This window comes from Hymenobacter lutimineralis, from assembly GCF_008271285.1.
Lineage (GTDB): Bacteria > Bacteroidota > Bacteroidia > Cytophagales > Hymenobacteraceae > Hymenobacter > Hymenobacter lutimineralis.
The window spans coordinates 143,466-168,708 of sequence record NZ_VTHL01000010.1; the positions used below are offsets into that span (position 1 = coordinate 143,466).

Here is a 25,243-nt window from a genome sequence, read left to right on the forward strand (position 1 = left end):
TTCAGCAGTATACATAGACATTTTACCTACGAAATGATGTATAACGTAGGTTTGGTGACTTGGATCTTTCTCCATTGTCCCCAATAATATTTAATTCTCTCATTTTGGATAGGTGCCTTTGAGCAGTTCTGTCATCAATTTTGAAATGCTCTGCATACTCTTTTTTTGAAGCTTCACCTTTAGTTGCTAACCAGTGATATCCTGCTAGTTCTTTGTGGTTCAGCTTACCTAATTCTGTTCCGTTCGCAACTTTATGTATAGCTCCGGCATTCCTGGGAAACTTCATAATCATATAAGGTGCGTCATAGCTTACTACTGGCAAGGGAAGCCCAAATTTTTCAGGCAGTTCCTTAATGGTTTGGAAGCCAAGGCCTCTATGCTCTACCAGTTCAAGCTGATCAAAAGCATACATGATTTTAGGATTTCTACTTAAAGAAGGGGCAGTGAATGATTTTATGTCTTCAAAAGTTAATGGCGGTACTGGAGTACCAGGGCTTTTAATAATTACTGCATCATCATTTATTTCAAGGTAGATAGGTGCCCCTTCAATATCATAATCTCTGTGCACAACTGCATTTATTATTGCCTCTCTAAATACGTTTAATGGGAAGTCATAAGCTGTTGTGCGACGAGTGGTGGATCTATCAATTTGACTGGCCATATGCGTTTCATACCATTGTTGTGCTTTGTCAGCTTGATGAGTTATAGGGCCTTCAATTGTAGTAATCTCTTCACCACGGCCTCTTGTCTTGAATGTTGCTCTGATGAGGGCGTTTTGATATAATAATTGCGGTCTGTTCCCAAATAATAGTAGGCCGATGCCAGTAGGTTTTATGTTTCCATTGCTATTTTCTAATAGTCCTAATTGAGTGAATATTTTATTGAATTTAGTAGATCCAATCGTGGTGTCAAGTTGGGCTTTTCTTATAAATTGGTTAATTTCTTCTTCAGATAGGTCATCTAAATCAGCATTATTTTCAGTTTTCTCCTTTTCGCTTAAAACAATATTTCTTTCTTCAATTTCCTCTTTCACTTGCTTCGCCCTCGCTTCCGCTTGCCTTTTGAATTCTGTATTTTCAGCCCATATCTGTACCTGAAGATCGGGGTCAAACATTTTTACCTCAACTCCATTGTCTATAAGATATTTGATACCTTTTCTATCAACAGTAGGATCTGGATCTTCTACGCCAATCCAAACTGTTTTAATTCTAGCATTTACTATTCTTTCTGCACAACCCAACTTCGGGTGCTTTCTTGCCCCTGGGGCACATGGTTCTAATGTTGCGAAAATTGTGCTTCCTTCTAATAGCTCAGAACGCTTTTTTCTTTCTAACAAAGTGAATTCAGCGTGGTCGCCATATCTCAGCTCTCCTCTGCAAGCAGTTTCGATTGTTCCATCAGGCATGATGAGTACTGCTCCAACCTTAGGGCTTGCCTTATCATTTCGTGGTTCTTGAATAGACTTTTTCATGACTGCAATAGCCATTTCCATATAAACCCTTGGTGCTATAGTCTGGTGCTTTTTTGACATGTTAAAACACAAATTGTTAGGTTGACTGTATAATTCGCAGACTAACCTATAGTTTCTCTATCAAGTTTGTGGAGAAATGGTAGATTGGTGGCAATATAGCTTACTTCTATAGATGAAGTTCAGGAATTTTACTTTGCGTATTCAAGGAAGGCCACAGTATGAGGCATCATCAATAATATAGCTGATCAATAGAATTGACTTTGAACATTAAGATAGTATCAGGCAGGCTAAATCAGTTGCTGCAATCACAAAAAAGCCGCCCACCGCAAGAAGCGGCGGGCGGCTTTAGGCCACTGCGGCGGCTACCTAGGCGGGTAGGGTGGCGCGGTGGGTGGCAATGCCGGCTTTCACGGCGGTGAGGACTTCTACCTGCTTGGCAATCTGCTCCACGTCCACGTCGGCGAGGAAGCGGCTGACGCCCTGGGCCTGGCGGGCGCGCTTTTGCAGGCGGGTACGCTGCACCAACAGGGCCGCCCGCTCGTCGGTAGCCGTTTCGCGGGTTTCTTCGTCGATGCCAGCTGTGGCCAGCAGAATGTCGTTGGAGGCAATTTTGGCCTCCACCCGGGCCAGCTGCGCCGCCGTGCTGGTTTGGGTGCGCTCGGCGCGCTCATCGGCTAGGTCGAGGTTGGAGTCGCGCACCGAGAAGGAGCGCAGCTCGAAGTCAACTTCGGCGGTGGCCGCGTCGCACTGGGCGCGGTCCGAGAGGGTAGTGTAATCTAGTGGCATTTGATAAAAGGGATTAAGGTTAGTAATACCCTAACATAGAGCACAGGTAATATATAGTAAAGGCTATTGAGCCGCATTTTGTGACATGGGTAAGGCTACGCTTTGAGGGCTTACAAAGGCCGTTAGCACCCCGCTTGCGTCCCTACGCTGGCGTAAGGGCCGCGGCTTCGGCCTCGTAGGCGCGGGCCTGGGCCTGCAGCAGGTGCCAGCGTGTGACATCGTCCTGGGACAGCGGGCGGGCGCGGCGGTGCAGCCAGCCCGTCAGCCAGCTAGCACGTTCGGCGTCGGGGGCATCGGGTGGGGGGAGCAATGCTGGTAGGGCTTGTTGCCAGCGCTGGGCCACGTGGGCGCAGCGGGCCAGCTGCTCGGCTTGGGTGCGCAGCCGGGCGGCCCGTTGCAGGCACACGCGCCGCCGGAAGTCGAGGGCATCGGCCGCGGGGGGCGGACTGGTGGGGGGAGCGTAGCCGGCAAGGGCTCCTGGAGCCGGGTGAGGGGCTCGGGTAGCTGCCGGGCCAGGGGCAGCATGGCCATAGCCACCGCCGTGCTCATTTTTCGGTTGCCCGCCTCAATGCCCTGCACCAGCTGCTGCGTGACGCCCAGGTACAGGGCCAATTCCTGCTGCTGCAACCCAAACCAGGCCCGGATGCGGGCCAATACGGACGTAGAAGGCAGGGCACGGCGTGGCATTGGCAGTTGTGTATTTTTAGGTGTTCTGAAAATATACAACAAACGTCGCTCATTCCTTTGTTGTGTATTTCTGGCTAGCAGAAAAATACACAACAAATCAGCTTTCAGCATGCGGGCAGAAGCAACCGACCAAAAAACGAACAGGCTTGACGGCCTTTTTTAGCCTCCATCCGCACTAGCCAGTGGGTAGCGGCCCCCAGGCTCTCGGCTATGCGCCATTGCCCGCTACGCATTTTTGCGGAAAGCGGTAGCACTGGGCCTACCAGCTGCTGCCAGCCCCGCCGCCGCCCGAGCTGCCCCCGCTGCTGCTGGAAAACGACGACCCACCCGACGATGAGCCCGACGATGACCCGCTCGACGACGATGACAGCTGGGCGGTGGTGTACTTTTCTTTTTTGATGTGCTGGCAGAAAGCGCAGGTGTGCACGTGCCAGCCCCAGCCGCCGTGGGAGGTGGTTGCGGCCTGCACTTCCTCGTCGGGCTGGGGCTCCAGGGTGCGGTGGTGGCACATGGGGCAGGTTTCGGCGTCGGAGCTGAGGTTGGCGTAGTCGAGGGTGAGCCGGTGCTGGCAGGCGGGGCACTGCCACACGTCGTAGTCGATGGCGTGGATGCGCTCCTCTACCTGCTGGCCCGGCTGCAGGGCAGCATCGTCTTCGGTTTCGGAGAGGCGGTGCATGGGCGTGGCGCAGGTGGGACAGGCGTAGGGGGCATCGCGCAGCAAGGCCAGGCGCTGCCGGTACCGGGGCCAGTAGAAGGCCATACCCAGCGGAAACAAGTACCGCAGCCAGCCCAGGCCGTGGTGGGTTTCGCTCAGGAACTGGTAGCGGGCGTGGCGGCTCTTATCGGCGTAGCGGCTCGCCAGCAGCCGGTTTACCGCCCGCAGGTAGCCGTGCAGGTACAGCCCTGGCCAAGCGTAGCAGAGCCCCATAAGCAGCAGGGGCGGCAGGGGCCAATCCAGGGCCGCGGCACCCAGCGCCAGCACCACAATTCCCCCGATACCCACAACCAGTACCCAGGGCCTGGCCGCCGGCTTTTTGCTGCGCAACCCCAGCACCAGCCCGCACACCGCCAGCAGCGCCAGCGCCGCCACCACGCCCACGGCTTCCAGGTCGCCCCACGCGTTGGGGTCGGCGGTCAGTTCCTCCGTCAGGTAAGCCGCGTCGTCCGGGTAAGTCTGGGCCGTATCCCCGGCCAGGGCCGCGGCCGAATCGGCGGGCTCCAGGCGGCCGGTGGCCAGCTGGCGCAGCAGAGCCGCCACGCCGGCCCGCACGGCCGCGTCGTAGTCGCGGGCACGCAGGGCGGGCAGCATATACCGCTGCTGAATGCGGTAGCAAATCACGTCGGGCAGGTCGGCTTCCAGGCCGTAGCCGGTTTCAAACTCCACCCGGCGCTGGTCCAGCACCAGCAACATCAGCAGGCCGTTGTTCTTGTCCTTGGCGCCGATTTTCCAGCGGTTGAACAAGGCTGTAGCGGCGGTTTTGGGCACTTCCTCCCCAATGCTGCGCGTGAGCACCACGTCGATGTGGGCCCGGCCGCTCTGGTCGAGGGTGCGCAGGAGGAAGTTCAGGTCCTGCACCGTGGCGGGCTGCAGCAGGTGGTCGGGGTCACTCACGTAGCCTTCGCCCAGGGTCTTGGGGTCGGGGATGGTGGTGAGGTAGTCATCCTGGGCAACGGCAGCCAAGCTGCCCGCGGTGCTCAAGGCCAGCAGCACCAGGATCCGAAAAAATAGGCTACGCATCAGTAGAACAGGTGTCATAGACCGAAAAGCGGGTTGTTTGGCCAAGAAAGGTAGATCTGGTGTATGCCTGCGCGTTGAAGCTGGTTGCACCCTGCCTGATTAAGGTCGTTTGTATTGTTGTTCTGAGCGAAGCGAAGAACCTGGGGTGGCGGCTTCGCAGTGTCCGTCTGAAACATCAGGGCAGTGCTGTTCTTCCCAGGTTTCGACACTGTTCAGCATCACGTTCTTTTCAACTTCCCAAAGGGGTTACGTAGATTCCCCGCTTCGCTCGGACGGGCAGAGGGCTACGGGTTCTTGTGGGGGCAGAAGCAAGTCGGTATGCCTACAAGTAGCAGCGTTAGTGCGCACGGCCGCGCACGTAGGCGCTGAGCTGCTCGTGGGCGTCGCGCACTTGCAGGGTGAGCTGCTTGTCGGCGTAGGGCTGCAGTACCTGAAGCTCCCGGGCCACCTGGCGGCGCCAGAAAAGCAGGCGGATCCGGTTGGCGTAAACCTCCCGGTCGAACTGGTCCTGGCGGGCGTTGGCTTCGGCCATAAGCTGGCGGAAGATGCGGCGGTGACGCCGGGTGAGCTCGGGGGTAGTGGTAGCCTCAGCCTGCAGGCGCTGGGCCAGATGGCGGGCGTAGAGCTCGGTGAGGTCGAAGTGCAGCTGCTCGTGGGCCAGCGTCTGGCCGGGCGTGCGCGAAGGATGAAAGGAAGAGTGGCGGCAGTCGAAGTAGGCCTCGATGGTAAGGCGCGCGGTGCGCTGCCAGGACTGACTGCGGCAACGGTAGCGGATGCCGCTGTGGGTAGCGGCTTCGCAGCGCCCACCCCGGGCGCGGCCCTTAAAATCGGCGGGCGTAAGGCGGCGGGCCGGGTGCCAGAGGATTTCCTGTTCGTAGGGGCGCAAGCTGGTTGCTTGGAAAGCCCGGGCCTGCAAGCCGGCCGTTGGACTGGTGGGTTTTTCGAGGCGTAGCAGGTTGGCCCCCAGCTGGCGGGCCTGGGTGGTAGCCAGCTGCAGGAGGGCTACCGAGTCGGTGCCGAACGAGAGCAGGGACGGGCGCACCTGAATGCAGGCCAGCTCCCGGGCCGAGGCTTCAACGGGCTCGGAAGCCACCAGCACCAGCACCGTTTGAGTGGGGGCTGGGCAACTGGCTGGCAAGGGCTCGGGGCGCTGCACCGCCACCTGGGGCGCGCAGCCCGCCAGGGCCAGGCTTAGTCCTATCCACGTACGCAGTGGCATCATCGACGGCAGATTGAGTGAAGCGGTACCCGGAGCCGCCCTGCGAAAGTTAGGCGCTTATTTGTTTCCGGCAAGGTAGGCCAGTTGGTTGCCGCAAGGGCCGCAAGCGGCTCATTGTCAAGATAGGCAAAAACTGTTTTGCCGTATCAGTAGGACGTCCGCGTGTAGACACGCATACTTGCGTCTCGTCGGCCGCGCCGTATTAATGATTGTTGTCCAATGGCAAGCGGTAAGTAGGCATGTCCACTTCTTCCCCCTCTATGGCCCGCACCGATGCCTACGCCCAGGTTCAGCCCGCCAGCCGCGCCGAGTGGCGGCAGTGGCTGGCCCAGCACCACGCTAATAGCCCCGGCGTATGGCTGGTCTATTTTAAGAAGCACGCCGGCCAGCCCAGCGTAACCTACCCGGAGGCCGTGGAGGAAGCCCTGTGCTTTGGCTGGATAGACTCGCACCCGCGCAAGCTCGACGCCGACCGCACGCAGCTACTGTTCACGCCGCGCAAGCCCAAAAGCGGGTGGAGCAAGGTAAACAAAGAGCGGCTGGAGCGACTGGAAGCGGCCGGGCTGCTCATGCCCGCTGGTCTGGCCGCCATTGAACGGGCCAAGCAAAACGGCGCCTGGGAGTCTCTGGATGCTGCGGAAGCCGGCGCCGTGCCCGACGACCTGGCCTCAGCTCTGGCTGCTAATGCCGCGGCGGCCCAGTGTTTCGCCGCTTTCTCGCCCTCGGCCCGCAAAATGCTGTTGACCTGGGTACTGGCCGCCAGACAGCCGGCCACGCGGGCCCGGCGCGTGGCCGAAGTAGTGCGCATGGCCGCCCTGAACAAGCGCGCCAACTTCGACCAGGCCTGACTTCCGGCGGCTGCAAAGCCCTTCTGATGATTTTCCGGCAACCCTGGGCCCCGGCCTTGCGAATACCTGGGCAGGACCTCTGGGTGGGGCCCGCGCCGCACGCTTCAGCCAGCACGCTATGGGTAAGCACAAACACAAGCATTCGAAAAAGGAAACCGTATCCGATGATATCCTGGATGCGGCGGCTATTTCCATCAAGAAGTACCGGAAGGTGACTAATGAACTAGCCAAGCTCAGCTCCGGACAGAAGCTGGTAGGTGGCCTGATGCTGCTGGCGGCCGGCTACTTCTACTTGGATAAGGTGAAAAACGACGCCAACGACTCTCTGTTTGCGGGGCTGGATGCTCACCTACCCTGGCTGAACAACGCCAAAAAAACGGCAGCCCCGGCTCAAGAGAAAGCAGCGGATGAACAGCCCGCAAGCGTCCCACCCCGGAAAGAGCGCAAGCATGCTAAGCCTGCCAAGGCAGCCGGCTCATTCGGCAAGCGCCCCGCTGCCAGCCCCGACGACGAGTAGACTAACCAAGTATTCGGAGGAAATGCAGGTGCCCAGTCAGCCTTAGACGAACCTGTTTTCAATAGATTTTTCCACGCAGTAACCACCGCATCATGAAAAGCAAAAAGAAAAGCAAAGCCAAAGCACCCAAGAAGAAATCCTTGTTCGGTGGGGCCGCTAAGTCGTTGAAAAAGCTGGGCAAAGGCAGCGGCCTGCGCAAGCTCACCACCACGCAAAAAGTGGTAGGCGGCACGGCGCTGGTAGCATTGGGCCTGGGCTACCTGGCCACCCGTCGCGCCGGCTCTGCCAGCTCCGAAACGGCTACCACGGACATCGACCCGAACACCGGGGAAAGCCTGCTCTCCACGGAGGGCGCCAGCATTTAGCCCCCGCAAATCTGGCAAGGACATAGGCGGCCTTAAGACGTTCTAACCGGCTGGTGCTTCCAAAGTGCCAGCCGGTTTGCGTAGGGAGAGCCGACGTACTTACAAAATGTGGTTGGCCCGGGCCAGGCGCACCAGCGGAAGAAGGGGCAGCCGATGCGGGGCAGCCAGGTAGCGGTTGAGGTCGGCGCCGGCAAACTCTCCTTTGCTCTTCGAGAGGTTGGTGAGGGGGTGGTAGCGGTCAATCAGGCGGAAGGTCACGTCCCGGCAGTAGTCGTAAACCGTGGAAACGGGCAGCTGCTGACCTGCCGCCGCCGTGGGCCCGATACAGCCGCCCAGGGAAAAGCACTGGTAACCTTCGGTTTGGAGCTGCTCGGCCAGCAAAGCCACTACCGATAGATAAACGCCCCAGATCTTGGTTGGCAGCAGCCGAAACTGGTGCAGCTGATACCCTTTCAGTTGGGCCTGCTCATACCAGGGGTCGAGCACGCAGAAACCCAGGGGTTGCTGTTGTGGCCCCGCCTGAATAAGAAAGAACCGCACGTCGGGCTCGGGGGCGAGCTGTAGCAGCCGGGAAATAAAGCTGATTTCGCGCTGGGCCGGCGAATGCTGAATGAATACTTGGTTGATGGCCTGCAGCTTGACAAGCTCGGCCGCATCCAGCGTGGCCAGGTTGCGCTCAACCAAGGTAAGCCGTGCTTTGCGGGCCTTCTTGAGGGCGCCGGAGGTAGCCGTCGAAAAAGCCAGGGGCGCGGTAAGATCCAGGCAGCGTTCTGTACCGATGCGCACAAACTGCATGCGGCGGCTTACCTGGAACAGCGCGGCGGCTCCGTCTTCGCTCAGGTAGCTGAATATGCTCTTCGGGTACGTGCGCAAATATGCGGCTAGCAGATCAGGCCGCTCGTGGGGCGTGGCAATAGGGTCGCCAAGCACCACGTTGCCGGCCAGGGTGCGGCGGTAAGCCACAAAGCCTAAAGGATGGTCGAAGTACTGCAGGCCGGGCTGCAAGGCGGCGTAGGCGTTGGGGTCGGAGGCACACCGGCGCAGTGTTTCAAATCGGGTGGCAGTGGTCATACAGGAGGTTGCCGGCTTAGGCGGGACACTACCTGCAAGCTAGCAGAAGGTCGCCCTGTGCTGCAATCCCCTGATCATGTGATGAAGCAAGGCCAGGTGCCTGCTAAGCAAACACCCCAACCGATAGGGCCAGGCAGGCGCTACCGGTTGGGGTGCTACTATTAGGGCGCGGTTAAGCGGCTGGCCCGAGCCTAGTAAGCGGGTACTTCCTGGCCTTTGGGGTCTTCGCCGTACTGGTTTGGGCCGCGGGTGCCCTCGGTGCAGGCGAGAATCAGAATCCAGATGCCCCCGATGATAGGCACGAGGCCCACTAGCAGAAACAAACCGCTTTTATTCACGTCGTGCATGCGGCGAACAGCCAAAGCCAGGCCCGGCAGGATCATGGCGAAGCTGTAGGCCATGTAGATGTAGCCGGGGCCACCTACACCACCCATCGTGGTGCCCAAGAGGTTGTCGAGCAACATGGCTGCTATGGCAAAGATGAGCTGGAACAGCACGAACATCCAGTATTCTTTGCGGCGGGACCGGCCGGAGAACTTGGCGAAATTTTTCAGCCCCAGTAAAAAGTATTGCATACGTGAAAGGGTATAGGTTTCCTACTCGTAAGGCTTTTCGGTGTCGCCCCGTTTTTTTAGGTGGTTTCTGAACTCCACGCAGGATAGAATAAGCGTTGCCGCCTGGGCAACCGGGCGTCAGGCGGATTGCCGGTGAATATAGGGGCCGTACCAGAAATTCGGCGCAGTCATATGTTAATTTATTGAAACTATAAGATGCTATAATACCACGAGCTGCCTTAAAAGGGCCGAACGGGGTCCGCTGGTTGATCGGTGGGGCTTCCGCTAAAAACCCGTCGAATCAGGACGTGAAGGCCGAAATTGCCGGCTCACTCAGCAGCCGGTGCAGTTGGGGCCGGGGCCCACCGCTTTTCGCGCCAGGCTTGCTGCTGTTCCGCATCCAGAAACGTCCAGGCCACCATGCGGCTGATTTTGTGGCCCTGGGTCATGGGAATGGTGCGCACGTCGGTGGCTTGCAGCTTTTTCAGTGACTTGTAGAGGCCGGGCAGGGTTTCTTTTTTCGATACCAGGGTCGTGAACCAGAAAAAATTACGCCGGTTCAGGGCGCTTTCCTCGGCCATGCGCCACAGGAAGGTACCCTCCCCGCCCGGGTACCACAGCTCCGTCGACTGTCCTCCGAAGGTAGGCTCGGGCTGCGGGCCTTTGCTCGTGCCCAGGTTGCGCTCCTTGCGCTGCCCGGCCGCTTCGGCCTCGGCCGCCGACCCGTGGAAAGGCGGGTTGCAGATGGTCAGGTCGAACACCTCGTTGGGCTTCACCATGCCGCTGAAGATATCCGTGGACTTGGGCTGCAGGCGTACTTCCACGGCCCCATTGAGCGCAGGGTTGCTGGCCACAATCTGCTTGGCCATGCGCACGGCTACCGGGTCTACGTCGGAGCCCACAAACTTCCAGCCGTACTCGCGGTGGCCGATAATGGGGTAAATGCAGTTGGCGCCCACGCCAATGTCCAGCACCCGAATGTTTCTGCCGGTGGGCACGGCACCATCATTCACACTGGCCAGCACATCGGCGGCGTAGTGCAGGTAGTCGGCGCGGCCCGGGATGGGCGGGGTCAGGTACCCCGCCGGAATGTCCCAGTGCGCTATGCCGTAGAACTGCTTGAGCAGTGCCCTATTCAGCGTCTTCACCGCTATAGGGTTAGCAAAGTCGATGGTGGTGGTCTGGTATTGATTCACCGCTACAAAGGGTGCCAGCTCGGGCGTGGTTTGAATGAGCCGGGCAAAGTCGTACTGGCCCTGGTGGCGGTTGCGCGGGTGCAGTCCTTCTTTCTTAGGGGCAGGATTGGGGGGAAATTGGCTCATAAGGCAGCAGGAAGAAAAAATGAAGAAGGCCGGCGGTCCGGCCCACCGTCAAAGCTACCCAGACTTCCCGCAACCACCGCCACGGCTGGGGTTGGGCAACTAACTGGGCCGCAGGAAACCTTCCCGGCGCTGGTTGCGAATAACCAACCCCGGGACGGCCGCGTACGTGCGCTGTTTCTCCGGTGGGCCGATTTAAACGTTAGGTACTTATGGCAAAGGACAAAAAGGCTTCCGCCGGCAAGAAAAAGCAGGGGAAGAAAAGCCGGAAAGCGGATGGCCTGCTGGATGACGCGGCTAAGTCGCTGAAGAAATTTCGCAAAGTCACCCGGCACGTGGGCAAGCTCAGCCCGGGCCAGAAGCTGGTGGGTGGCATTGCCCTGGTGGCGGCCGGGCTTACCTACTGGGCCAAAAAGCAAGCCGCCGATGAGGCCGCCACGGCGGCCCTGCCCGGCGCCCAGGCCGCCGAAGCCCACCTGGCTACCCTCACCGAAACCACCCCGGCACCCGCACCTTCGCTGGACTGGGCGGCTCCCGAGGAAGCCGCTGCGCCTGCCCGCCCCCGCAAACCCCGAAAAAGCAAGTAGCCCGCCTTATAGGCCAGCGCCCCGCCGCAGCCGCTCCTGGTAGAAGCAGCCGCGGCGGGGCGCTGGTAGGTTGTCGGTAAGCGAAGGAGGCTAGCTTTCCAGCTTTACGCGTACGGCCGCCGGACCCTTGGGGCCCATTTCCACCTCAAAGGAAACCTTGTCGTTTTCCTTGATCTGGTTGATCAGGTTGTTGGCGTGCACGAAGATACTTTCCTGGGTTTGCTGGTCTTTGATGAAGCCATAGCCCTTGGAGTCGTTGAAGAACGACACCACACCCTTGCGGATAGGATCTTCCGGCGCCATGTCTTCCTGCTTCATCACGTTGATGCGGATGTCCTCTACCTTAATTTCCTTTTTCTTCTTGGTAGGGTCCGGGGGCGTGCTCGTGATGTTGCCGTCATCATCTACGTAAGCCAGCATGTCTTCCAGGTTCTGGCCTTTCTTGGCGTTGGCCTGGCGCTCTTCTTTCTTTTCTGCCTTATCGTTACGCTTTTTCAGGCGCTTTTTTTCGTTTTCCTTTTTGCCAAAGGTGGCTTGTGATCTGGCCATGTGGTGCTGTCGTCGTGGGGTCTATCCGCTTAGTCGGGCAAAGCTGGGAGGAAGGGGCAATAGATAATTAAAATAGACAATAGCCGGGGCGTGAAGGTTCACCGGGCACCCGCAATATATTGAATAGTAGATAGAATAGCGCCGCGCCTTGTTTCGCACCTGACCCCGCCGGGAAAGCGGGCCGCAAAATGCAGGTGTTGAGCGGCGGCAGCGTAAAGCTACTGGTAATTCTGGCAAGTAAGCAGCGCGGCCTGTTTAGCGGGTGCCAAAAGCCGGCATCCGCCCGTTGCGCCAGCCCCGACGAAGGCCAAAACCTACGCCTTTTTCACAAAGGAAGTCTTGAGCACCATCATCGTGCCGCCGGCCCGGCCTTCTATTTCCTCGGCGCTGTTGGTAAGGCGAATGTTCTTCACCACAGTGCCGCGCTTGAGCACGGTGGAGGAGCCTTTCACTTTGAGGTCTTTGATGATGTGTACGGAGTCGCCATCCTGCAGGAGGGCGCTGTTGCTGTCCTTTACGTCCATGAAAAAAAGGTGATTTCGCGCCGGGTAGCCCGGGCGTGTGGGGCAAATATCGGCAAAGTTGCGCGGGTGCCCGGCCTGACTAAGGCAGCAACCGAAAGTCGGGCACTTCCTGGACCTGGCCGGGACCCAGCCCCAGCAGTTGCGTAGCCCCAATCCGGATGCGCACCAGGCGAAGGGTGGGAAAGCCGACGGCCGCCGTCATGCGGCGCACCTGCCGGTATTTTCCTTCCGTGACGGTGATGGACACCCAGCTGGTTGGGCCGTGCCGGTCGGAGCGGATGCTGCGCCCGCGGGCCGGGAAGTCGGGCGGGGTTTCGAGGCGGAAGGCCTGGCAGGGCAGGGTCTGGTACTTCTCGCCCTGCCGCCCGATTTCTACTCCTTGCTGCAGCTGCTGCACGGCTTCGTCGGTGAGCTGGCCGTCTACCTGGGCGTAGTATTCCTTTTCTACGTGGCGGCTCCGCACGTATTCGCTCATTTTGCCGTCGGTGGTGAGCAGCAGCAGGCCTTCACTGGCTTCGTCGAGGCGGCCAATGGCCATGATGCCCGCCGGGAAGTCGTACAGCTCGCCTAAAAACCGCTTTTTCCGGGCTTCGCGCGGGGCCTCACTCCGAAACTGGCTGAGGTAGCCGTAGGGCTTGTGCAACAGGAAATGCCGGTGTGCCGCCGGCGACTCGGCCTCGCTAGTGCTGCTCATTAAACACCGCATCAATGGCCAGCCCGGCTGCCAGCAGCAAGGCCGCGGAGGCCGCCTGCATAGAGCCCATGTCTTCCAGGCTGATCATGTAGTTGTCGGCCGTGGTAAACAGCTCCTTGCCCAGGCCCGCCCACTTTTTGGTAACGGTGCCGATGGTCTGGCCCGTGGCACTGACGAAGGTGAAGTCCCAGCCCGTCCAGTTGCCTTTCACCTCTGCCACCCGCACGTCGGCGGCCGTGTACACGTGAAAGCCGCCCCCGAGAGAGAATAGCTTGCTTTTGAAGTAGCCGATTTTGCTGTTCTGGGCATCAAATACGTTCACGGTAGAGCGCAAAAACGTCCAGCCCCGTTCCAGGCGCAGCACGGGCCGCTCGTCGTTGAGGGGGCGTACGACCAGCGAAATGGGCGTGTTGCGCTTCTTGGTGAGCAGCCGCAGGTACTGAATCCACTTGGGCGTGGTTTCGGTGGCGTAGCCCAGGTGCTCGTTCTGCTCGGGGTCCAGGATATCGTAGGTGTCGGTGAGCTTGAAGTGGCCGACATGTTCGCGGATAAAGTACGTGCGCCGATTAAGCATAGATAGGGGAGAGAAGAAGGAGCCGCAAAGAAAGCGAAAGAAGCGGGATGCGGCCCGGCGGCCACCTCTGCCATAACTCCAATCGAAAACCCCGCGTTAGGAATACCTCACCATTGCGTTGCCTTGACTAGTTATGTCCGACAAACCGTCTCTTTTTCCGCCCCAGCACCAAGACGAACAACCAGGGCTGGAATCAAAAATGACTCCCCAACCCGAGTACATCCGCCCCGGCTACCAGGGCGCCAATAAGCTCCGGGACAAAATGGCCCTCATCACGGGCGGCGACTCCGGCATTGGCCGGGCCGTGGCCGTGCATTTTGCCCGCGAAGGCGCCGACGTGGCCATCGTGTACACGCCCCGGGAAGAGGAAGACGCTCGGGAGGTGCTGCGCCTGGTAGAAGCCGAGGGCCGGCGCTGCGTGCTGCTCCCCGGCGACCTGAAGGACCCTTCCTTCTGCGAGGAAGTGGTGCGCCGCACGGTGCAGGAGCTGGGCGGCCTCAACATTGTGGTCAATAATGCCGCCGAGCAAAACTGGCACGACTCCCTCTCGGACATCAAAGACCCGGAGCTGGACTCTATTTTTGAGCTGAACATCAAGTCGTTTTTCCGCGTGACGCGGGCGGCGCTGGAGCACCTTAAAGAGGGCGACTCCATCATCAACACCTCGTCGGTGAATGCGTTTGCCGGGCACGAGCAGCTGCTGGACTACACCTCCACCAAGGGCGCCATTACGGCCTTCACCCGGGGCCTGGCTCTGCAGCTGGCCTCCAAAGGAATCCGCGTTAACTCCGTAGCCCCTGGGCCTATCTGGACGCCGTTTATTCCTTCCACGGCCAGTGCGCTGAAGGTGCCGCTGTTTGGGCGCGATACCCCGATGGGCCGCGCCGGGCAGCCCTCGGAAGTGGCGCCGGCCTACGTGTTTCTGGCTTCGGAAGACGGCTCCTACTTCACCGGGCAGACGCTGCACCCCAACGGCGGCAAGGTGGTAAATGCCTGATCGTGCTTAAAACAGCATTTTGCGAAAGCGCCGCGTGGAGGTACTGCGCGGCGCTTTTTAGTGGCTTTGCTGAAGTTGGGGTAGGCCGCAGGCAACCCTCGGCGGTAAGGCCGCATCTGCCGGAAACACCTTCTCGTTTTCCGCCCCATGCTGTTTCCCTACCTTTTGGCCCTGGCCGGTGCTATGACGGCCCCCGCCACCCAACCTCAACCCGTGACCGTAACCGTGGCGCCCACCCGCGTCCTGCTCGAAGAGCGCGCCGGCTCCCGCCTCAACTTCGACTTTCAGGTGCAGGCCGGCACCGATTCGCTCTGGCTGCAGAAAGTGGAAGTTTCCGTCTATGATAAAACCGGCGCTTTGGTAGTGCGCAAGTTTGTCGACAACAACGGGTTCAGTCCCAGCGTGCAGAGCCTCTCGCACCGGGTGTTTGCGCCGGGGCAGCCGGCCCTGGTGTTCAACCCCTTTCACACGTTCTCGGCGGACATCGACGTGGCCCGGCTGCGCTACACCTTCGAGTTTCAGACCAGCAAGCGGGCCGAGGTGACGCAAACCGTGGACGTGAAGCCGGAGCGCTACCAGCCCAAGGCCGCGCTAACCATTCCGGTAGCGGGCCGCCTGCTCATCTGGGACGGGCACGATGAGCACGCCCACCACCGCCGCCTCGACTTTCGCCACCCCGTGGCCCAGCAGTTCGGCATTCAAAGCAACTTCATGCGCTACGCCCACGATTTTGTAGTAGTAAATGAGCAGGGCGAAAAGCATACCGGCGACGGCAAAAAGAATACCGATTACTTCGGCTTTAACCTGCCCGTGCAGGCCCCGGCCGCTGGCCGCGTGGCAGCTGTGTATGCCCAGCAGCCCGACAACGACAACGGCCAGGACTTTTTCAACCCGCAGGAAATGGTGGGCAAAGACCCGCTGCTGCTCTACGGCAACTACGTCGTCATCGACCACGGCCAGGGGGAGTTCAGCCTCATGGGGCACCTGCGCCAGGGCAGCGTGCAGGTGAAAGTGGGCGACCAGGTGCGCGCTGGGCAGGTGCTGGCGAAGGTCGGTTCCTCGGGCAGCTCCTATTTTCCGCACCTGCACTACGAGCTGCGCACCGGCCCGGCCCTGAACGTGGAAGGCCTGCCCGCGTATTTCCGCAAGTTCCGGTTGGTGCGCGGCAGCCAAAGCCGCCCCGTCGCCCAAGGCGCCCTCGACAGCGGGGATATTGTGCTGCAGGAGGGCAAGTAACGAATCCGTTTAAACAGCAAGCGGCTGAAGCTCGGGTAGCTTCAGCCGCTTTTTTACGTAGAGAAATCTAGTCGGCTACTCACGCTTAAACAGGTAGGTGTTGCCGGCCTGGCGTAGCGTGAACGTGTGCTGGGCGGCATCGAAGTCCATCTGCAGGCCCGCTTCGGGGTATACAAACTGCGTTTTGGACTTGGGCGTGAGCGGGAAGGCGCCCTGGCCGGTAGCCTGGGCCATGAGCGTATTGCCCGCCAGCGTCACGTTGATTTTCAGCGGCATCTGGGCGCTGGCGTAGTTGCCCACGAAGGGGCTTAGGTCGGCCGCCGAGAGGGTAGCGGCGCTGAAGTCGGGCAGGCGGTAAGGCAGGTTGAAGTAAATGGAAAGCACGCCCAGCAGCACGTCGTTGGTGGGGTAGGGCGTGTTGCTGGTGTAGGCCACCGTCAGCTTCTCGGCGGGGAAGTGCGACAGACCGGCCCGGAACCCATCAATGATGCCAAAGTGGCCGTAGCTCTTGTGCCCCGCGAAGGGCAGCATCATCAGCCCCAGCCCGTAGCCGTCCTGCGCGGCCTGCATTTGCTCCAGGGTGGCTGGCTTCACCAGCTTGCCCGAGTACAGACCTTCCATAATGCGCGCCAGGTCCTGGGAGTTGGATACCACGGCCCCGGCCCCGCCCGGAATACTCATATCGGTTTCGGGCTGGGCTTCCCAGCTGGTGCCGTTCCACTTGTAAGAAGCCGCCTCTTGTTTCTTAGCGTCGATGCGGCCGCCGTAGTACGTGTCTTTGAGCTTGAGCTTATCGGCAATGCGCTTTTGCAGCACCTGGGCGTAGGGCTGTTTGGTTACTTTTTCCACGATGTAGCCCAGCAACACATAATTGGTGTTGCTGTAGCTGTACTTGGCGCCCGGCTCAAACTCCACCGGCGCGGCCATCAGCGTCAACATTTCAGCCTGCGTTTTGGGCTTGGTCATGTACTGCACGTACGCCTCATCGGCGGTGAAGCTGTGCAGGCCGCTGCGGTGCAGGAGCAGCTGCTGCACCGTGATTTTGGCGGCATTGGGCAGCTGCGGAAACCAGGTAGCAATGGGCGCGTCCAGCTTCAGCTTGCCTTCTTCCACCAGCTGCATCACCAGCGTAGCGGTAATAAGCTTGCTCACCGAGCCTATGCGGTAGCGCGTGCCTGCTGTAGCGGGCACCACGGCCGGGGCAGTCTGGGCCAGGCCCGTAGTGCGCTGGTAGATTACCTGGCCATTCTGCACCAGCGTGAGGCTGCCCATGGCTTTGTGGCTGGCCTCCAGGGTGGTGAGCAGGCTGTCGAGCTTGGGCTTATTTAGCGTCTGGGCCAGGGTGGTGCCTGCCCATAGCAACGGCAGCACCAGCAGAGAAAGTGTTTTGCGGAACATAGAACGGTGAGGATATGGTAGAAAGTGAAGCACTACTTTTTAAAGAAAGCTAACAGCTCGGCGCGGTAAGAGCTGCCGATGGGAACCAGGGTGCTGTCCTGGAGCAGCACGTTGTCGGGCTGCAGCATTCTGATGTGGGCCGCGGCTACAATAAAGGAGCGGTGCACCCGCAGAAACGGGCGGCCCAGCACCTCCGTCATTTCCTTCATGGTCTGGTGCAGGAGGTAGGTTTTGATGGCTGTGGTTATTTTCACGTAGTCCTTGCAGCCCTCCACATACACAATGTCGCTGTGCGGCACTTTCAGCAGGCCCTGGCGCTCCTTCACCAGCAGGTACTTCTCAGCGTCGGCGTCGGCGGGTGGCGCGGGCTGGGTGGCGGGCAGGCGTGAAATGGCCTTCATGAACCGCTCGTAGCTGAAGGGCTTCAGCAGGTAGTCGAGCACATCCAGCTCGTAGCCCTCGTAGGCATACTCGCGGTAGGCGGTAGTGAGGATGGTTTTGGGCGGCTGCTGCAGGCTTTTGAGAAAGTGCAGCCCCGTCACCAGCGGCATTTCGATGTCCAGAAACATCAAATCCACGGGCTGCTGGGCCAGGTACTCGTAGGCCTCCATGGCATTGCGGCACTTACCGGCCAGCGTTAGGCCGGGCGTCTGCCCAATAAACTGGCTGAGCACCTGATGGGCCAGGGGCTCATCGTCCACAATTAGGCAGCGAATGGGCGCGGGCGTGGTGGTCATGGTTTCAGGGGTAGAGTCGGCAGAACAAGAAACAGTTGCAAGGGAGTGCGGCAATAGGCTAAGCAAGCCGCAGGGTAAGCTCGGCGCGGTAGCGGCCATCCTGCTCAGATAGCTGAAGCGTGTAGGCGCCGGGGTAGTACAGCTCCAGGCGCTGCCGGATGTTTTGCAGGCCAATGCCCCCGTTGCGCTTGGGTGAGGCCGCCGGTGCTTCGGGCAGCATGTCATTTTCGATGAGAAAGTGCAGGCGGCCGGGCGTGGCGGTAAGGGTGGCCGCTACCGAGGCGTCGTCGGAGAAGTGGTGGCGGCCGTGCTTGAAGCTGTTCTCTACCAGCGGCAGCAGCAGCAGCGGCGGCACCTGCACGCTGCGCACGTCGCCCACGGCCCGGAACTGCACCCGCGCCCCGGCATACTTGCGCTGCTCCAGTTCGAAGTAGTTTTCCAGAAAGGCTACTTCCTCCGCCAAATCAATGCTGGCCTTGCCGCTGTCGTAGAGCACGTAGCGCATCAGCTCCGAGAGCAGCAGGATAAAGCGCGGCGTTTCGGGCGAGCCGGCCAGGCTCAACCCGTAGATGCTGTTGAGGGTGTTGAACAGGAAATGGGGCTGCAGCTGCGCCTTCAGCTGCTCCATTTGCAGGGCCAGGTGGTCTTTTTCGAGGTGACGGCGGCGGTATTCCTGCTGGAAGGCCAGGCGCACAAATGCCACGCAGCTAAACGCGAGCAGGTCGGTAAACAGCAGGCTGAGGTAATACTGGGCCCGGTGGAGCAGAATAGCGGCCTGCTCCAGGTAATTCTGGTGGTAGTAAGCGGCTAGCTTGGGCGGGCTGGGCAGATACTGAAACAACCCGTGCGCCAGTACCATGTTCAGCTTGATGCCCCACCACAGGTATACCAGCGCCCCCAGGCCCAGCAGCGCATAGCGCCGGCGGCGCAGCAGCCACGGCAGCAGCCCCCGGTAAAACGGAAGGATGTAGAGCGTAGCCAGCAGCGCAAACAGCATCAGCTGGGGGTAGGGCAGGTTGGTACGCTCCCGGATGGGCAGCAGGCGGACGGCCTCCTGCATAAACACATTGTACTTATACAGCCCCACGTACAGCGCCCACACCAGCCCCTCAAATACGAGTGGGAAGCGGCTGGGCCGGTCGGTGGCCGGTGGGGAGGTGGGCGTTTTCATGGGGCCAAGTTGGGGAGTTTTCATATGCCCGGCCGCATGCCTGGCGGCTGATTTCGACTAATCGGGGCATTTCTTCGACCAAAAAAAGCGGCGGCCGGCTTCGTCGGGCGGTAAGCTGCCGTGGTCGAAAAACGCGTGAAACCGCCTAGGCCGCGCTCTTCCTTTGTGTCGTTGCCAGTCGCTGAATGGCTGGCGCTTACCCTTCGACACCCTTTCTTCTTCCCCGTATGAAAACCCTGTTCCGCTCCCTGCTTGCCGCCACGCTCCTCGCCGCTCCTGTGGCCGTCTCGGCCCAGACCCCCGCTGCTGCCACGGCCGCCGACACCGCCCGCATCGAGCTTAACCCTGCCCTCATCAACGCCGTGAATACCCAGAGTTTTGAGCAGTTCCGCGAAACGGTGCGGCCCCTCATTGCCCAAATGGCCGATAAGAAAGTGGTGGCCCTGGGCGAAGGCACCCACGGCACGGCCGAGTTCTACCAGGTGCGCTTCTGGCTCACGCGCATTCTCATGGAAGAGCATGGCTTCCGGCAGGTGGCCCTGGAAAACACCTACGGCAGCGCCCGCCTGGTAGATGAGGCCCTGCACCAGCACGGCGCCCCGGCCCTCAAGCCCCGCATGCAGAAGCACCTGCTCAGCATCTGGCAAAACCAGGAAACGGCTGCCATGCTCAACTGGATGAAGGAATACAACCACCGCCACAACCGCCGCCATCACGTTAGCCTCACGGGTATTGATGCCATGTTCGGGACCGACGATGCCCTGCTGGTGCAGGCGGGGCTGAGCAAGCGCAACCCCACCCTGCGCCCGCACATCGAGCAGCTGGTGAAAAGTGCCGCCTTTCAGGATGCCATGTGGCTGCACATAAACGATGCGGGCTTCAAATTCGACCGCAAAGGCTGGTTGAGCAATGGCCTGGCCGGGTACGCCGCCGCCGATGAGCTCCTGAAGGCCCTGCCCACCGCCCGCCTGCCCCGCATCCAGCGCGAAGCCCTGGAGCTGACCCTGCAAAACAGCCGCATGGTGTTCGACTACCCCTACCAAGTACAGTTCCATAAGCGCGACTCGTCCCGCGACAGCCTGTTTGCTGCCATGGCCCAGCTGCTGGTGCGTAAGCCGGGGAGCAAGCTCATTATCTGGTCGCACAATGCCCACCTCTCGCGCCAGTCCATGGACCCCACCGACAACAACGGCGGCGGCACCGGGGCATTCCTGGAGCGGATGTTCCCCGGTCAGTACTTCGTGCTGGGTACCAGCACCGCCTTTGGTACGTTTGCTGCCACGCAGCAGGCTTTTATATCGCCGCTCAGCCCCATGGCTGCCTATCCGCTGCCCACGCCCAAAGCTGGTTCCTGGGAGGCCTCTTTGGCTCAGGTGAGTAGTCCGGCGTTTTTCTTCAACACCCACCAACTGGGCAGCCAGGACGTGCAGCGCCCCCAGCGCCTGGTGGGTCAGACGCCCACCAGCACCGATCAGTACGGCAATTATCGGCTTAGCAAGGCCTACGACGCCCTGCTGTTCCTGCGCACCACCACGGCGGCTACGCCCTTGTAACCGAGAACTGCTAGCCAAAGAGGCCCGGGTATTGCCGGAAGCAGATTTCGGTAGTTCCCGGGCCTGCGCTGCCGTCCGTCTGCCCCAGCCGCCCACGCAACCTCTGCCGGAAAGCCGCCGTATCAGGCCCCAGTATAGCCAACGGGCTATATCTGATACTTTCCTCTGATGTTCTTTCTCCATGAATAAGACCTTGCTTTTCCTCTCTGCAGCCGCGGCCCTTGGCGCCGCCGCCTGCACCCAGGATAAACCGGCGGCCGTAGACGCGGCTACCACTCCTTCGGCCGACACGGCCGTGGTTGTGCGCGACAACCAGCTTGCCAGCGACACGGCCGCCTACGGCGCGGATGCCGACCGCCTAAGCCAGCGCGTTGCCCAGGACCTGCGCCTGACGGACACTGTAGTCGTTACGCGCATCGAAAAGACTTACTACACCCGGGGCCGCCGCCTCAACGAAGTAAACACCCGGTATGCCACCGACACCACCGGCCGCTATGCCGCCCTGCGCCAGGTGAATGATGATACGGACCGCGAAGTGCGCACCATCATCACCAACCCCGAGCAGTACCGCACCTACGAGACCAACCGCAACGCTTACTACGCCGGCACGCCCTACACCTACCGCGAAACCCAGGAGGCAAGCACCAGCCAGGCGCCGGCGCGTCGTCGGGGAGCAGCCGTTGTGAAGTATGAGCAGAAGCAAAACGGCGAAACTAAAATCAAGTACGCCAACGGTACCACCGTCAAAATCGACAAGGACGGTGACCGGAAAGTAGAGTACCCCAACGGCACCAAGGTAAAGCGTGATGCCGATGACGGGCAACGTAAAGTCAAAGACTAGCTGTACCTTACATCCTCACAAAAAGGCCTGCCCCAATACAAGGGCAGGCCTTTTTTATGGTAACTGCTGGCGCAGGAATACGAAAAGCCCCCCCCGCTGCTTTTGCTAATTGTCAAATGCTAGCAATTGAGTTAATTAGGCTTTACCCCAAAGGCCCGTAGTTCCGCGTCGATGCGCTGGTTCCAGCGCTGTTGGGCGGCCTCGTTGGTGCCGTGTTGGGTTTCGGCTTCGTACTGCTCCTGCACACGGTTCATTTCCCAGTAAGAGCGCAGGTACTGCAGCTGAATGATGCTGTTGTAGTCGGCCACGGTGAGGGAATCGGGCTGGACTTTGCGCTTAAACCGTTCCCCCACCAGCTTCACTAAGTCGAAGTGGCGCTGCTCGTGGTTGAGGCTGTAGGCATCCTGCGTGGCCGTCCAGGAGGAGCTACGCACCACAAAAACCTGCAGCGTGAGGTCCAGGTGCAGGGTGCCATTAACCACCTGCGGACGGCCCGTGTAGGCAAAGCTGGGAAACACCGCCGCCGCAAAATTACCGGCCGAGCGGCGCGTTCCGCTAAAGTCGGCCCACAGTAGGGGGCGCTGCGGCTGGTAGAACAGCGTGTCACCTTCCATTGCCCGTGCATCGTCCTGGAAGCGTACCTGAACGCGGCGGGCCAATGCCACATTGCGGGGGGCCTGCTGCGTTACCCAGACATCGAAGTACGTGAGGGCACCTACCAGCGCCTGCCGCAGGGCCGGCTCTACGGCGGCCCGCTGGCTGGGCAGGCGGCGGTACCGCGCGCCGCCGCGGTACTGGGTGAGCGGCACTGTTTCGCCTTCGCGCTGCCAATCGAAGCCAAAGGCTACAGTAATCTGGCCCTCGATGGTGCCGCCCGCACCCGCGGTTTCCTGGATGCGCAGTTCCTGCACGCGCAACGTTACGGGGCGCAGGACCGGGTTGGCGGGTACGCTTTGCCGAACAAATGCGCGCAGCGCCGGGAGTGCCCCGCCCTGCAGATCCACTGCTTCCGCGCGGCCCCCGGGCGTGGGAGACAGCAGCACCGCCACCGGTCCGGGCTGGGGCCGCGCTTCTGCCACGGCCGCGAAATAATACTCGCGCGGAGTAAAGGCGAGTTTGGCGGGCTGCAGCACCAATGGCTGGGGGGCGGCCACCGCGGGCCAGAACCAGCCGCCCAGCAGCTGCCAGAAGGAAAAAACAAGAAAAAGCATAGCCAAGTATCTGCCCTACAGACACGGGCATGCGGCCGCAGGTTCCGCTGCCAGCTTAGTGCAGGCGCTGCAGGCGGTATTCGCTGGGGCTCTGCCCGGTATGCCGCCGGAAGGTTTTGTTGAAGTGCGACACGTTGTTGAACCCACTGCCGTAGCAGGCCTGGGTAATGGTCAGGTTCTCATCCATGAGCAACCGGCAGGCTTGGCTTACCCGGTACTCCTGTAAAAAGTCGGTGAGCGTGTGGCGGGTCATCTTCTTGAAGTAGCGGCAAAAGGCCGGCACCGATAGGTTGGCCACATCCGCCACCTCATCTACGCCAATAGGGCGGCGGTAATTTTCTTCCAAGTAGTGATACACCTTGCTGAGGCGCTGCTGCTCACGCCCGTGCAAGCCCAATCCCCCGTTGCCGGCCTGCAAAGGCAGTACATCCGTGGTTTCGGCCAGCTGCTGCAGTACGCGCAGCAGGGTGAGCAGGCGCGGTAGGGGCGGTTCCACCAGCAGCTGGCGCAGCAGCGGGTCGAGGGCTGCCCGGGTGGCGGGGCCAAAGGAAAGGCCCTGGTGCGAGCGGGTGAGCAGCTGTTGAATGGCCGCCAGCTCGGGGCGCTGCCAAAACGTTTCCCCCATAAAATCGGCGCGGAGCTGCACCACAATTTCTTCGAAGGCACCCTGCTGCCCGTAACTAAAGGTGAGATGGGGCAGGTTAGGGCCGATCAGGGCCAGCTCCCCCTGCTCGAAGCGGGAAATGTGCTGCCCGATGTGGCGGCGCCCGGTGCCCTGCGGGATGTACACCAGCTCGTACTCGGGGTGATAATGCCAGAGCAGGCCGCCGTTTTGCACCTCGGTGTAGTGCAGGAGCGTGAAGGAGCTATCGGTGGTGGGGTGGATAGACTCGTACTGGAGCTGCATAATCGATAATCTATGCCGGGCAGGCATCGGCGTACTCTCAAATATACACGATAAGTCAACATAGCACCAGAACTGGCAAATACTGCGGTTGCGCTATATTTTTTTGGGTAGGACCTTGAGGTCGGACCTTTGACCTCTCTTCAATGCGACACGTTTTTTCACGCTTCACCAGTCTGTTTGCTGCCGCCGTCCTGCTGTCTTCGGCTGGCGTAGTAGCCGGACCAACGGGCCCGGCTACCGACCAAACCCAGGACACCATCCAGCAGCGGGCCAAAAACCTGACTGGCTACTACGCCTTTGCGCTGCACCTTTCAGGCCGGCAGCGGCGGGCCGTGCAGGCCTGCACCTATCGGCACCTGCAGCAGCTGGATTCTATTAAGCAGATATCCGTTGTGTACGCCGACCGGACCGGACCCGGCGCCACCGGCCTGCCGCCGCAGGATGCAAACCAGATCCACGCGCGGTACGAAGCTACGATGAGCCGCATCCTCACGACCGGGCAGTTTAGCACGTTCCACTGGCTTCTTAGCCAGTAGCTATCTGGCTTTTCGGTTCGGGGCTAAGCCAGGCTTTCCAGCCAGGCCGCGGCCGCTGGCCGCGTGGCAAAGCGCTGAAACCGGAAGCCCGCCGGGGCACCCGCCACAATCGTCTGCGTGGCCAAGCGGTGCAAAGGGTTGTGGCCTTCCACAATAGCGCAATAGTGGGTGTTGCTTTCGCGCATGGCCCGCGGAATCCAGTTTTGCGTTATCCACGTCTGGGCCTCGGCCGACAAAGGCTGCCGCTGTCCATGCTCGGATATAATTTACCCGGTACGCGTGCTGCGCAGCAGCTGCAGCGTGTGCTCATACAAGTGCTGAATATCACCGAGCCCTACGCGTTCCGATGACCAGATGAGCTGCACATAGCCCTCCGGTGAATAGCTTACTTGCCCGGCCGCATTCTGGTAATAAGGTCTGGGGTGAATTGCAAATAGGGGAGGCATACGGGCAGAGAGAAGAAGGTCCGCCACCGCAGCTGCGGCACAACAGGCAAGAGGGCGGAAAGATAGCAGGGTGCGGGGCAGGCCCGTAAGGAAATTTTACCCGCTTGTATTTTTGATGGACCTGGTACGGCGCCTATTGCTGCAAAATCTGGCGCACGTGGTGTTCCAAATGCATGGCATAGTCCTCAATAAGCCACCCCAGCGTCACGGTATAGCCATTTTCGAAAATTACCTGATTGCTTAATGCCTCCGCCGGAATCTGCGCAATCAGGCGCATTAGCTGCTGGTTGTACAGCGTCCAGAAGGTAAGCAGATCGGCCGCGGGCGTAGCCTGGTAAGCGCCTAGGCGTACCCAGTCATCCTGCTGATAGGCGACCATGCGGTGGGGGCCGTCTTCCGTCTGACATAGCACAAACCGCCGGTGGTTGTTGGCCGCCGAGTCGAGCAAGTGACCCAGCAGCTGTTTGCGCGACCATTTTCCGGGGGCAGAAGCCTCTTCCAGCTCCGTGGGGCTGAAGCTCAGGAAGTGGGTATTCAGCAGCGAGACCATTTCCTCAAGGCGCTGCAAGGCTTCCGGGATGCCGGCCCGGGAAGTAAGAGAATCAGAAAACACGCCTGCGCTACCGTATAAAAAGCCCCGTAACCAACTGCCCGCCACGCTCCAGGGCGCGGCTGCCGGCAAAGGTAGCTATTTTCAGTAGCCCTTT

30 protein-coding genes are annotated in these 25,243 nt (G+C 60.2%); 9 read left to right on the plus strand and 21 right to left on the minus strand.

Annotated features, from left to right (window positions below):
- Nucleotides 1-22: 22 nt before the first annotated feature.
- From FY528_RS11260 to FY528_RS11280, 6 genes are all read right to left on the minus strand, one after another.
- Nucleotides 23-1,531: an ATP-binding protein gene (locus tag FY528_RS11260; protein WP_149071109.1), complete on the minus strand. Its 1,509-nt coding sequence runs from the start codon at nucleotides 1,529-1,531 to the stop codon at nucleotides 23-25.
- 306 nt (nucleotides 1,532-1,837) lie between these two features.
- Nucleotides 1,838-2,257 carry a hypothetical protein gene (locus tag FY528_RS11265; RefSeq protein WP_149071110.1) on the minus strand — a complete coding sequence of 140 codons (420 nt, stop codon included), beginning with the start codon at nucleotides 2,255-2,257 and terminating at the stop codon, nucleotides 1,838-1,840.
- 142 nt (nucleotides 2,258-2,399) lie between these two features.
- Nucleotides 2,400-2,567, minus strand: coding sequence for a hypothetical protein (locus tag FY528_RS21255; protein WP_187632089.1), 168 nt, complete (start codon nucleotides 2,565-2,567; stop codon nucleotides 2,400-2,402).
- A complete protein-coding gene (locus FY528_RS11270) occupies nucleotides 2,519-2,944 on the minus strand; it encodes a helix-turn-helix transcriptional regulator (RefSeq protein WP_187632090.1) in 426 nt (141 codons plus the stop codon). Before FY528_RS11270 ends, FY528_RS21255 begins: the two co-directional genes overlap by 49 nt.
- A 259-nt stretch (nucleotides 2,945-3,203) precedes the next feature.
- Nucleotides 3,204-4,700 carry a TPM domain-containing protein gene (locus FY528_RS11275; RefSeq protein WP_149071112.1) on the minus strand — a complete coding sequence of 499 codons (1,497 nt, stop codon included), beginning with the start codon at nucleotides 4,698-4,700 and terminating at the stop codon, nucleotides 3,204-3,206.
- Nucleotides 4,701-5,019: 319 nt separating this feature from the next.
- Complete coding sequence (locus FY528_RS11280) at nucleotides 5,020-5,904, minus strand: DUF922 domain-containing protein (protein ID WP_149071113.1); 885 nt, start codon at nucleotides 5,902-5,904, stop codon at nucleotides 5,020-5,022.
- Nucleotides 5,905-6,140: 236 nt separating this feature from the next.
- Here FY528_RS11280 and FY528_RS11285 point away from each other — a divergent pair, with 236 nt between their 5' ends.
- The 3 genes from FY528_RS11285 to FY528_RS11295 all read left to right on the plus strand — a co-directional run bounded on the left by FY528_RS11285 (nucleotide 6,141) and on the right by FY528_RS11295 (nucleotide 7,631).
- Nucleotides 6,141-6,749 carry a YdeI/OmpD-associated family protein gene (locus FY528_RS11285; RefSeq protein WP_262383973.1) on the plus strand — a complete coding sequence of 203 codons (609 nt, stop codon included), beginning with the start codon at nucleotides 6,141-6,143 and terminating at the stop codon, nucleotides 6,747-6,749.
- A 118-nt stretch (nucleotides 6,750-6,867) separates the two neighbouring features.
- Nucleotides 6,868-7,266 carry a hypothetical protein gene (locus FY528_RS11290; RefSeq protein ID WP_149071114.1) on the plus strand — a complete coding sequence of 133 codons (399 nt, stop codon included), beginning with the start codon at nucleotides 6,868-6,870 and terminating at the stop codon, nucleotides 7,264-7,266.
- A gap of 92 nt (nucleotides 7,267-7,358) precedes the next feature.
- Nucleotides 7,359-7,631, plus strand: coding sequence for a hypothetical protein (locus FY528_RS11295; RefSeq protein WP_149071115.1), 273 nt, complete (start codon nucleotides 7,359-7,361; stop codon nucleotides 7,629-7,631).
- 99 nt (nucleotides 7,632-7,730) lie between these two features.
- Here FY528_RS11295 and FY528_RS11300 read toward each other — a convergent pair whose 3' ends face one another.
- The 3 genes from FY528_RS11300 to rlmF all read right to left on the minus strand — a co-directional run bounded on the left by FY528_RS11300 (nucleotide 7,731) and on the right by rlmF (nucleotide 10,578).
- Nucleotides 7,731-8,702 (minus strand): phosphatidylglycerol lysyltransferase domain-containing protein, encoded by a 972-nt coding sequence (locus tag FY528_RS11300; protein WP_149071116.1) that lies wholly within the window; start codon nucleotides 8,700-8,702, stop codon nucleotides 7,731-7,733.
- A 191-nt stretch (nucleotides 8,703-8,893) separates the two neighbouring features.
- Nucleotides 8,894-9,277, minus strand: coding sequence for a DUF805 domain-containing protein (locus tag FY528_RS11305; RefSeq protein WP_149071117.1), 384 nt, complete (start codon nucleotides 9,275-9,277; stop codon nucleotides 8,894-8,896).
- Between the two features lie 308 nt (nucleotides 9,278-9,585).
- Nucleotides 9,586-10,578, minus strand: a complete 993-nt coding sequence (gene rlmF / locus FY528_RS11310; protein ID WP_149071118.1) for a 23S rRNA (adenine(1618)-N(6))-methyltransferase RlmF — start codon at nucleotides 10,576-10,578, stop codon at nucleotides 9,586-9,588.
- 209 nt (nucleotides 10,579-10,787) lie between these two features.
- Here rlmF and FY528_RS11315 point away from each other — a divergent pair, with 209 nt between their 5' ends.
- A complete protein-coding gene (locus tag FY528_RS11315) occupies nucleotides 10,788-11,162 on the plus strand; it encodes a hypothetical protein (RefSeq protein WP_149071119.1) in 375 nt (124 codons plus the stop codon).
- Between the two features lie 90 nt (nucleotides 11,163-11,252).
- Here FY528_RS11315 and FY528_RS11320 read toward each other — a convergent pair whose 3' ends face one another.
- The 4 genes from FY528_RS11320 to FY528_RS11335 all read right to left on the minus strand — a co-directional run bounded on the left by FY528_RS11320 (nucleotide 11,253) and on the right by FY528_RS11335 (nucleotide 13,503).
- The gene (locus FY528_RS11320) at nucleotides 11,253-11,711 is read right to left on the minus strand and encodes a cold-shock protein (protein ID WP_149071120.1); all 459 of its coding nucleotides are present in this window, start codon (nucleotides 11,709-11,711) and stop codon (nucleotides 11,253-11,255) included.
- Nucleotides 11,712-12,025: 314 nt separating this feature from the next.
- Nucleotides 12,026-12,235 (minus strand): alkylphosphonate utilization protein, encoded by a 210-nt coding sequence (locus FY528_RS11325; RefSeq protein ID WP_149071121.1) that lies wholly within the window; start codon nucleotides 12,233-12,235, stop codon nucleotides 12,026-12,028.
- A 79-nt stretch (nucleotides 12,236-12,314) separates the two neighbouring features.
- Nucleotides 12,315-12,929 carry a pseudouridine synthase gene (locus tag FY528_RS11330; RefSeq protein ID WP_149071122.1) on the minus strand — a complete coding sequence of 205 codons (615 nt, stop codon included), beginning with the start codon at nucleotides 12,927-12,929 and terminating at the stop codon, nucleotides 12,315-12,317.
- Complete coding sequence (locus tag FY528_RS11335; RefSeq protein WP_149071123.1) at nucleotides 12,916-13,503, minus strand: LURP-one-related family protein; 588 nt, start codon at nucleotides 13,501-13,503, stop codon at nucleotides 12,916-12,918. The genes FY528_RS11330 and FY528_RS11335 overlap by 14 nt, the downstream gene beginning before the upstream one ends.
- A gap of 133 nt (nucleotides 13,504-13,636) precedes the next feature.
- Here FY528_RS11335 and FY528_RS11340 point away from each other — a divergent pair, with 133 nt between their 5' ends.
- Together FY528_RS11340 and FY528_RS11345 are read left to right on the plus strand one after the other, a co-directional pair.
- Nucleotides 13,637-14,500, plus strand: a complete 864-nt coding sequence (locus FY528_RS11340) for an SDR family oxidoreductase (protein WP_149071124.1) — start codon at nucleotides 13,637-13,639, stop codon at nucleotides 14,498-14,500.
- 147 nt (nucleotides 14,501-14,647) lie between these two features.
- Nucleotides 14,648-15,736 (plus strand): M23 family metallopeptidase, encoded by a 1,089-nt coding sequence (locus FY528_RS11345; protein ID WP_149071125.1) that lies wholly within the window; start codon nucleotides 14,648-14,650, stop codon nucleotides 15,734-15,736.
- Nucleotides 15,737-15,811: 75 nt separating this feature from the next.
- On the opposite strand, the gene FY528_RS11350 is transcribed toward FY528_RS11345, so the two are convergent.
- Genes FY528_RS11350 through FY528_RS11360 form a run of 3 tightly spaced genes read right to left on the minus strand, consistent with a single transcriptional unit; the run spans nucleotide 15,812 to nucleotide 19,042 of the window.
- Nucleotides 15,812-17,134, minus strand: coding sequence for a serine hydrolase domain-containing protein (locus tag FY528_RS11350; protein WP_149071126.1), 1,323 nt, complete (start codon nucleotides 17,132-17,134; stop codon nucleotides 15,812-15,814).
- Nucleotides 17,135-17,166: 32 nt separating this feature from the next.
- On the minus strand, nucleotides 17,167-17,871 hold the full coding sequence (locus FY528_RS11355) for a LytR/AlgR family response regulator transcription factor (protein ID WP_187632092.1): 705 nt from the start codon (nucleotides 17,869-17,871) through the stop codon (nucleotides 17,167-17,169).
- A gap of 58 nt (nucleotides 17,872-17,929) precedes the next feature.
- Nucleotides 17,930-19,042, minus strand: coding sequence for a sensor histidine kinase (locus tag FY528_RS11360; RefSeq protein ID WP_187632093.1), 1,113 nt, complete (start codon nucleotides 19,040-19,042; stop codon nucleotides 17,930-17,932).
- 227 nt (nucleotides 19,043-19,269) lie between these two features.
- Here FY528_RS11360 and FY528_RS11365 point away from each other — a divergent pair, with 227 nt between their 5' ends.
- Both FY528_RS11365 and FY528_RS11370 read left to right on the plus strand, forming a co-directional pair.
- A complete protein-coding gene (locus FY528_RS11365; protein WP_187632094.1) occupies nucleotides 19,270-20,595 on the plus strand; it encodes an erythromycin esterase family protein in 1,326 nt (441 codons plus the stop codon).
- 181 nt (nucleotides 20,596-20,776) lie between these two features.
- Nucleotides 20,777-21,436, plus strand: a complete 660-nt coding sequence (locus tag FY528_RS11370) for a T-complex 10 C-terminal domain-containing protein (RefSeq protein ID WP_149071130.1) — start codon at nucleotides 20,777-20,779, stop codon at nucleotides 21,434-21,436.
- Between the two features lie 131 nt (nucleotides 21,437-21,567).
- Here FY528_RS11370 and FY528_RS11375 read toward each other — a convergent pair whose 3' ends face one another.
- Together FY528_RS11375 and FY528_RS11380 are read right to left on the minus strand one after the other, a co-directional pair.
- Nucleotides 21,568-22,647 (minus strand): hypothetical protein, encoded by a 1,080-nt coding sequence (locus tag FY528_RS11375; RefSeq protein WP_149071131.1) that lies wholly within the window; start codon nucleotides 22,645-22,647, stop codon nucleotides 21,568-21,570.
- 55 nt (nucleotides 22,648-22,702) lie between these two features.
- Nucleotides 22,703-23,554, minus strand: a complete 852-nt coding sequence (locus FY528_RS11380; RefSeq protein ID WP_149071132.1) for a helix-turn-helix domain-containing protein — start codon at nucleotides 23,552-23,554, stop codon at nucleotides 22,703-22,705.
- Nucleotides 23,555-23,697: 143 nt separating this feature from the next.
- Here FY528_RS11380 and FY528_RS11385 point away from each other — a divergent pair, with 143 nt between their 5' ends.
- Complete coding sequence (locus FY528_RS11385) at nucleotides 23,698-24,090, plus strand: hypothetical protein (protein WP_149071133.1); 393 nt, start codon at nucleotides 23,698-23,700, stop codon at nucleotides 24,088-24,090.
- 23 nt (nucleotides 24,091-24,113) lie between these two features.
- Here FY528_RS11385 and FY528_RS11390 read toward each other — a convergent pair whose 3' ends face one another.
- The 3 genes from FY528_RS11390 to FY528_RS11400 all read right to left on the minus strand — a co-directional run bounded on the left by FY528_RS11390 (nucleotide 24,114) and on the right by FY528_RS11400 (nucleotide 25,149).
- Complete coding sequence (locus tag FY528_RS11390; protein ID WP_149071134.1) at nucleotides 24,114-24,326, minus strand: hypothetical protein; 213 nt, start codon at nucleotides 24,324-24,326, stop codon at nucleotides 24,114-24,116.
- Nucleotides 24,327-24,356: 30 nt separating this feature from the next.
- Nucleotides 24,357-24,536 (minus strand): hypothetical protein, encoded by a 180-nt coding sequence (locus FY528_RS11395; RefSeq protein ID WP_149071135.1) that lies wholly within the window; start codon nucleotides 24,534-24,536, stop codon nucleotides 24,357-24,359.
- A 133-nt stretch (nucleotides 24,537-24,669) separates the two neighbouring features.
- Nucleotides 24,670-25,149: a DinB family protein gene (locus tag FY528_RS11400; RefSeq protein WP_149071136.1), complete on the minus strand. Its 480-nt coding sequence runs from the start codon at nucleotides 25,147-25,149 to the stop codon at nucleotides 24,670-24,672.
- Nucleotides 25,150-25,243 lie beyond the last annotated feature (94 nt).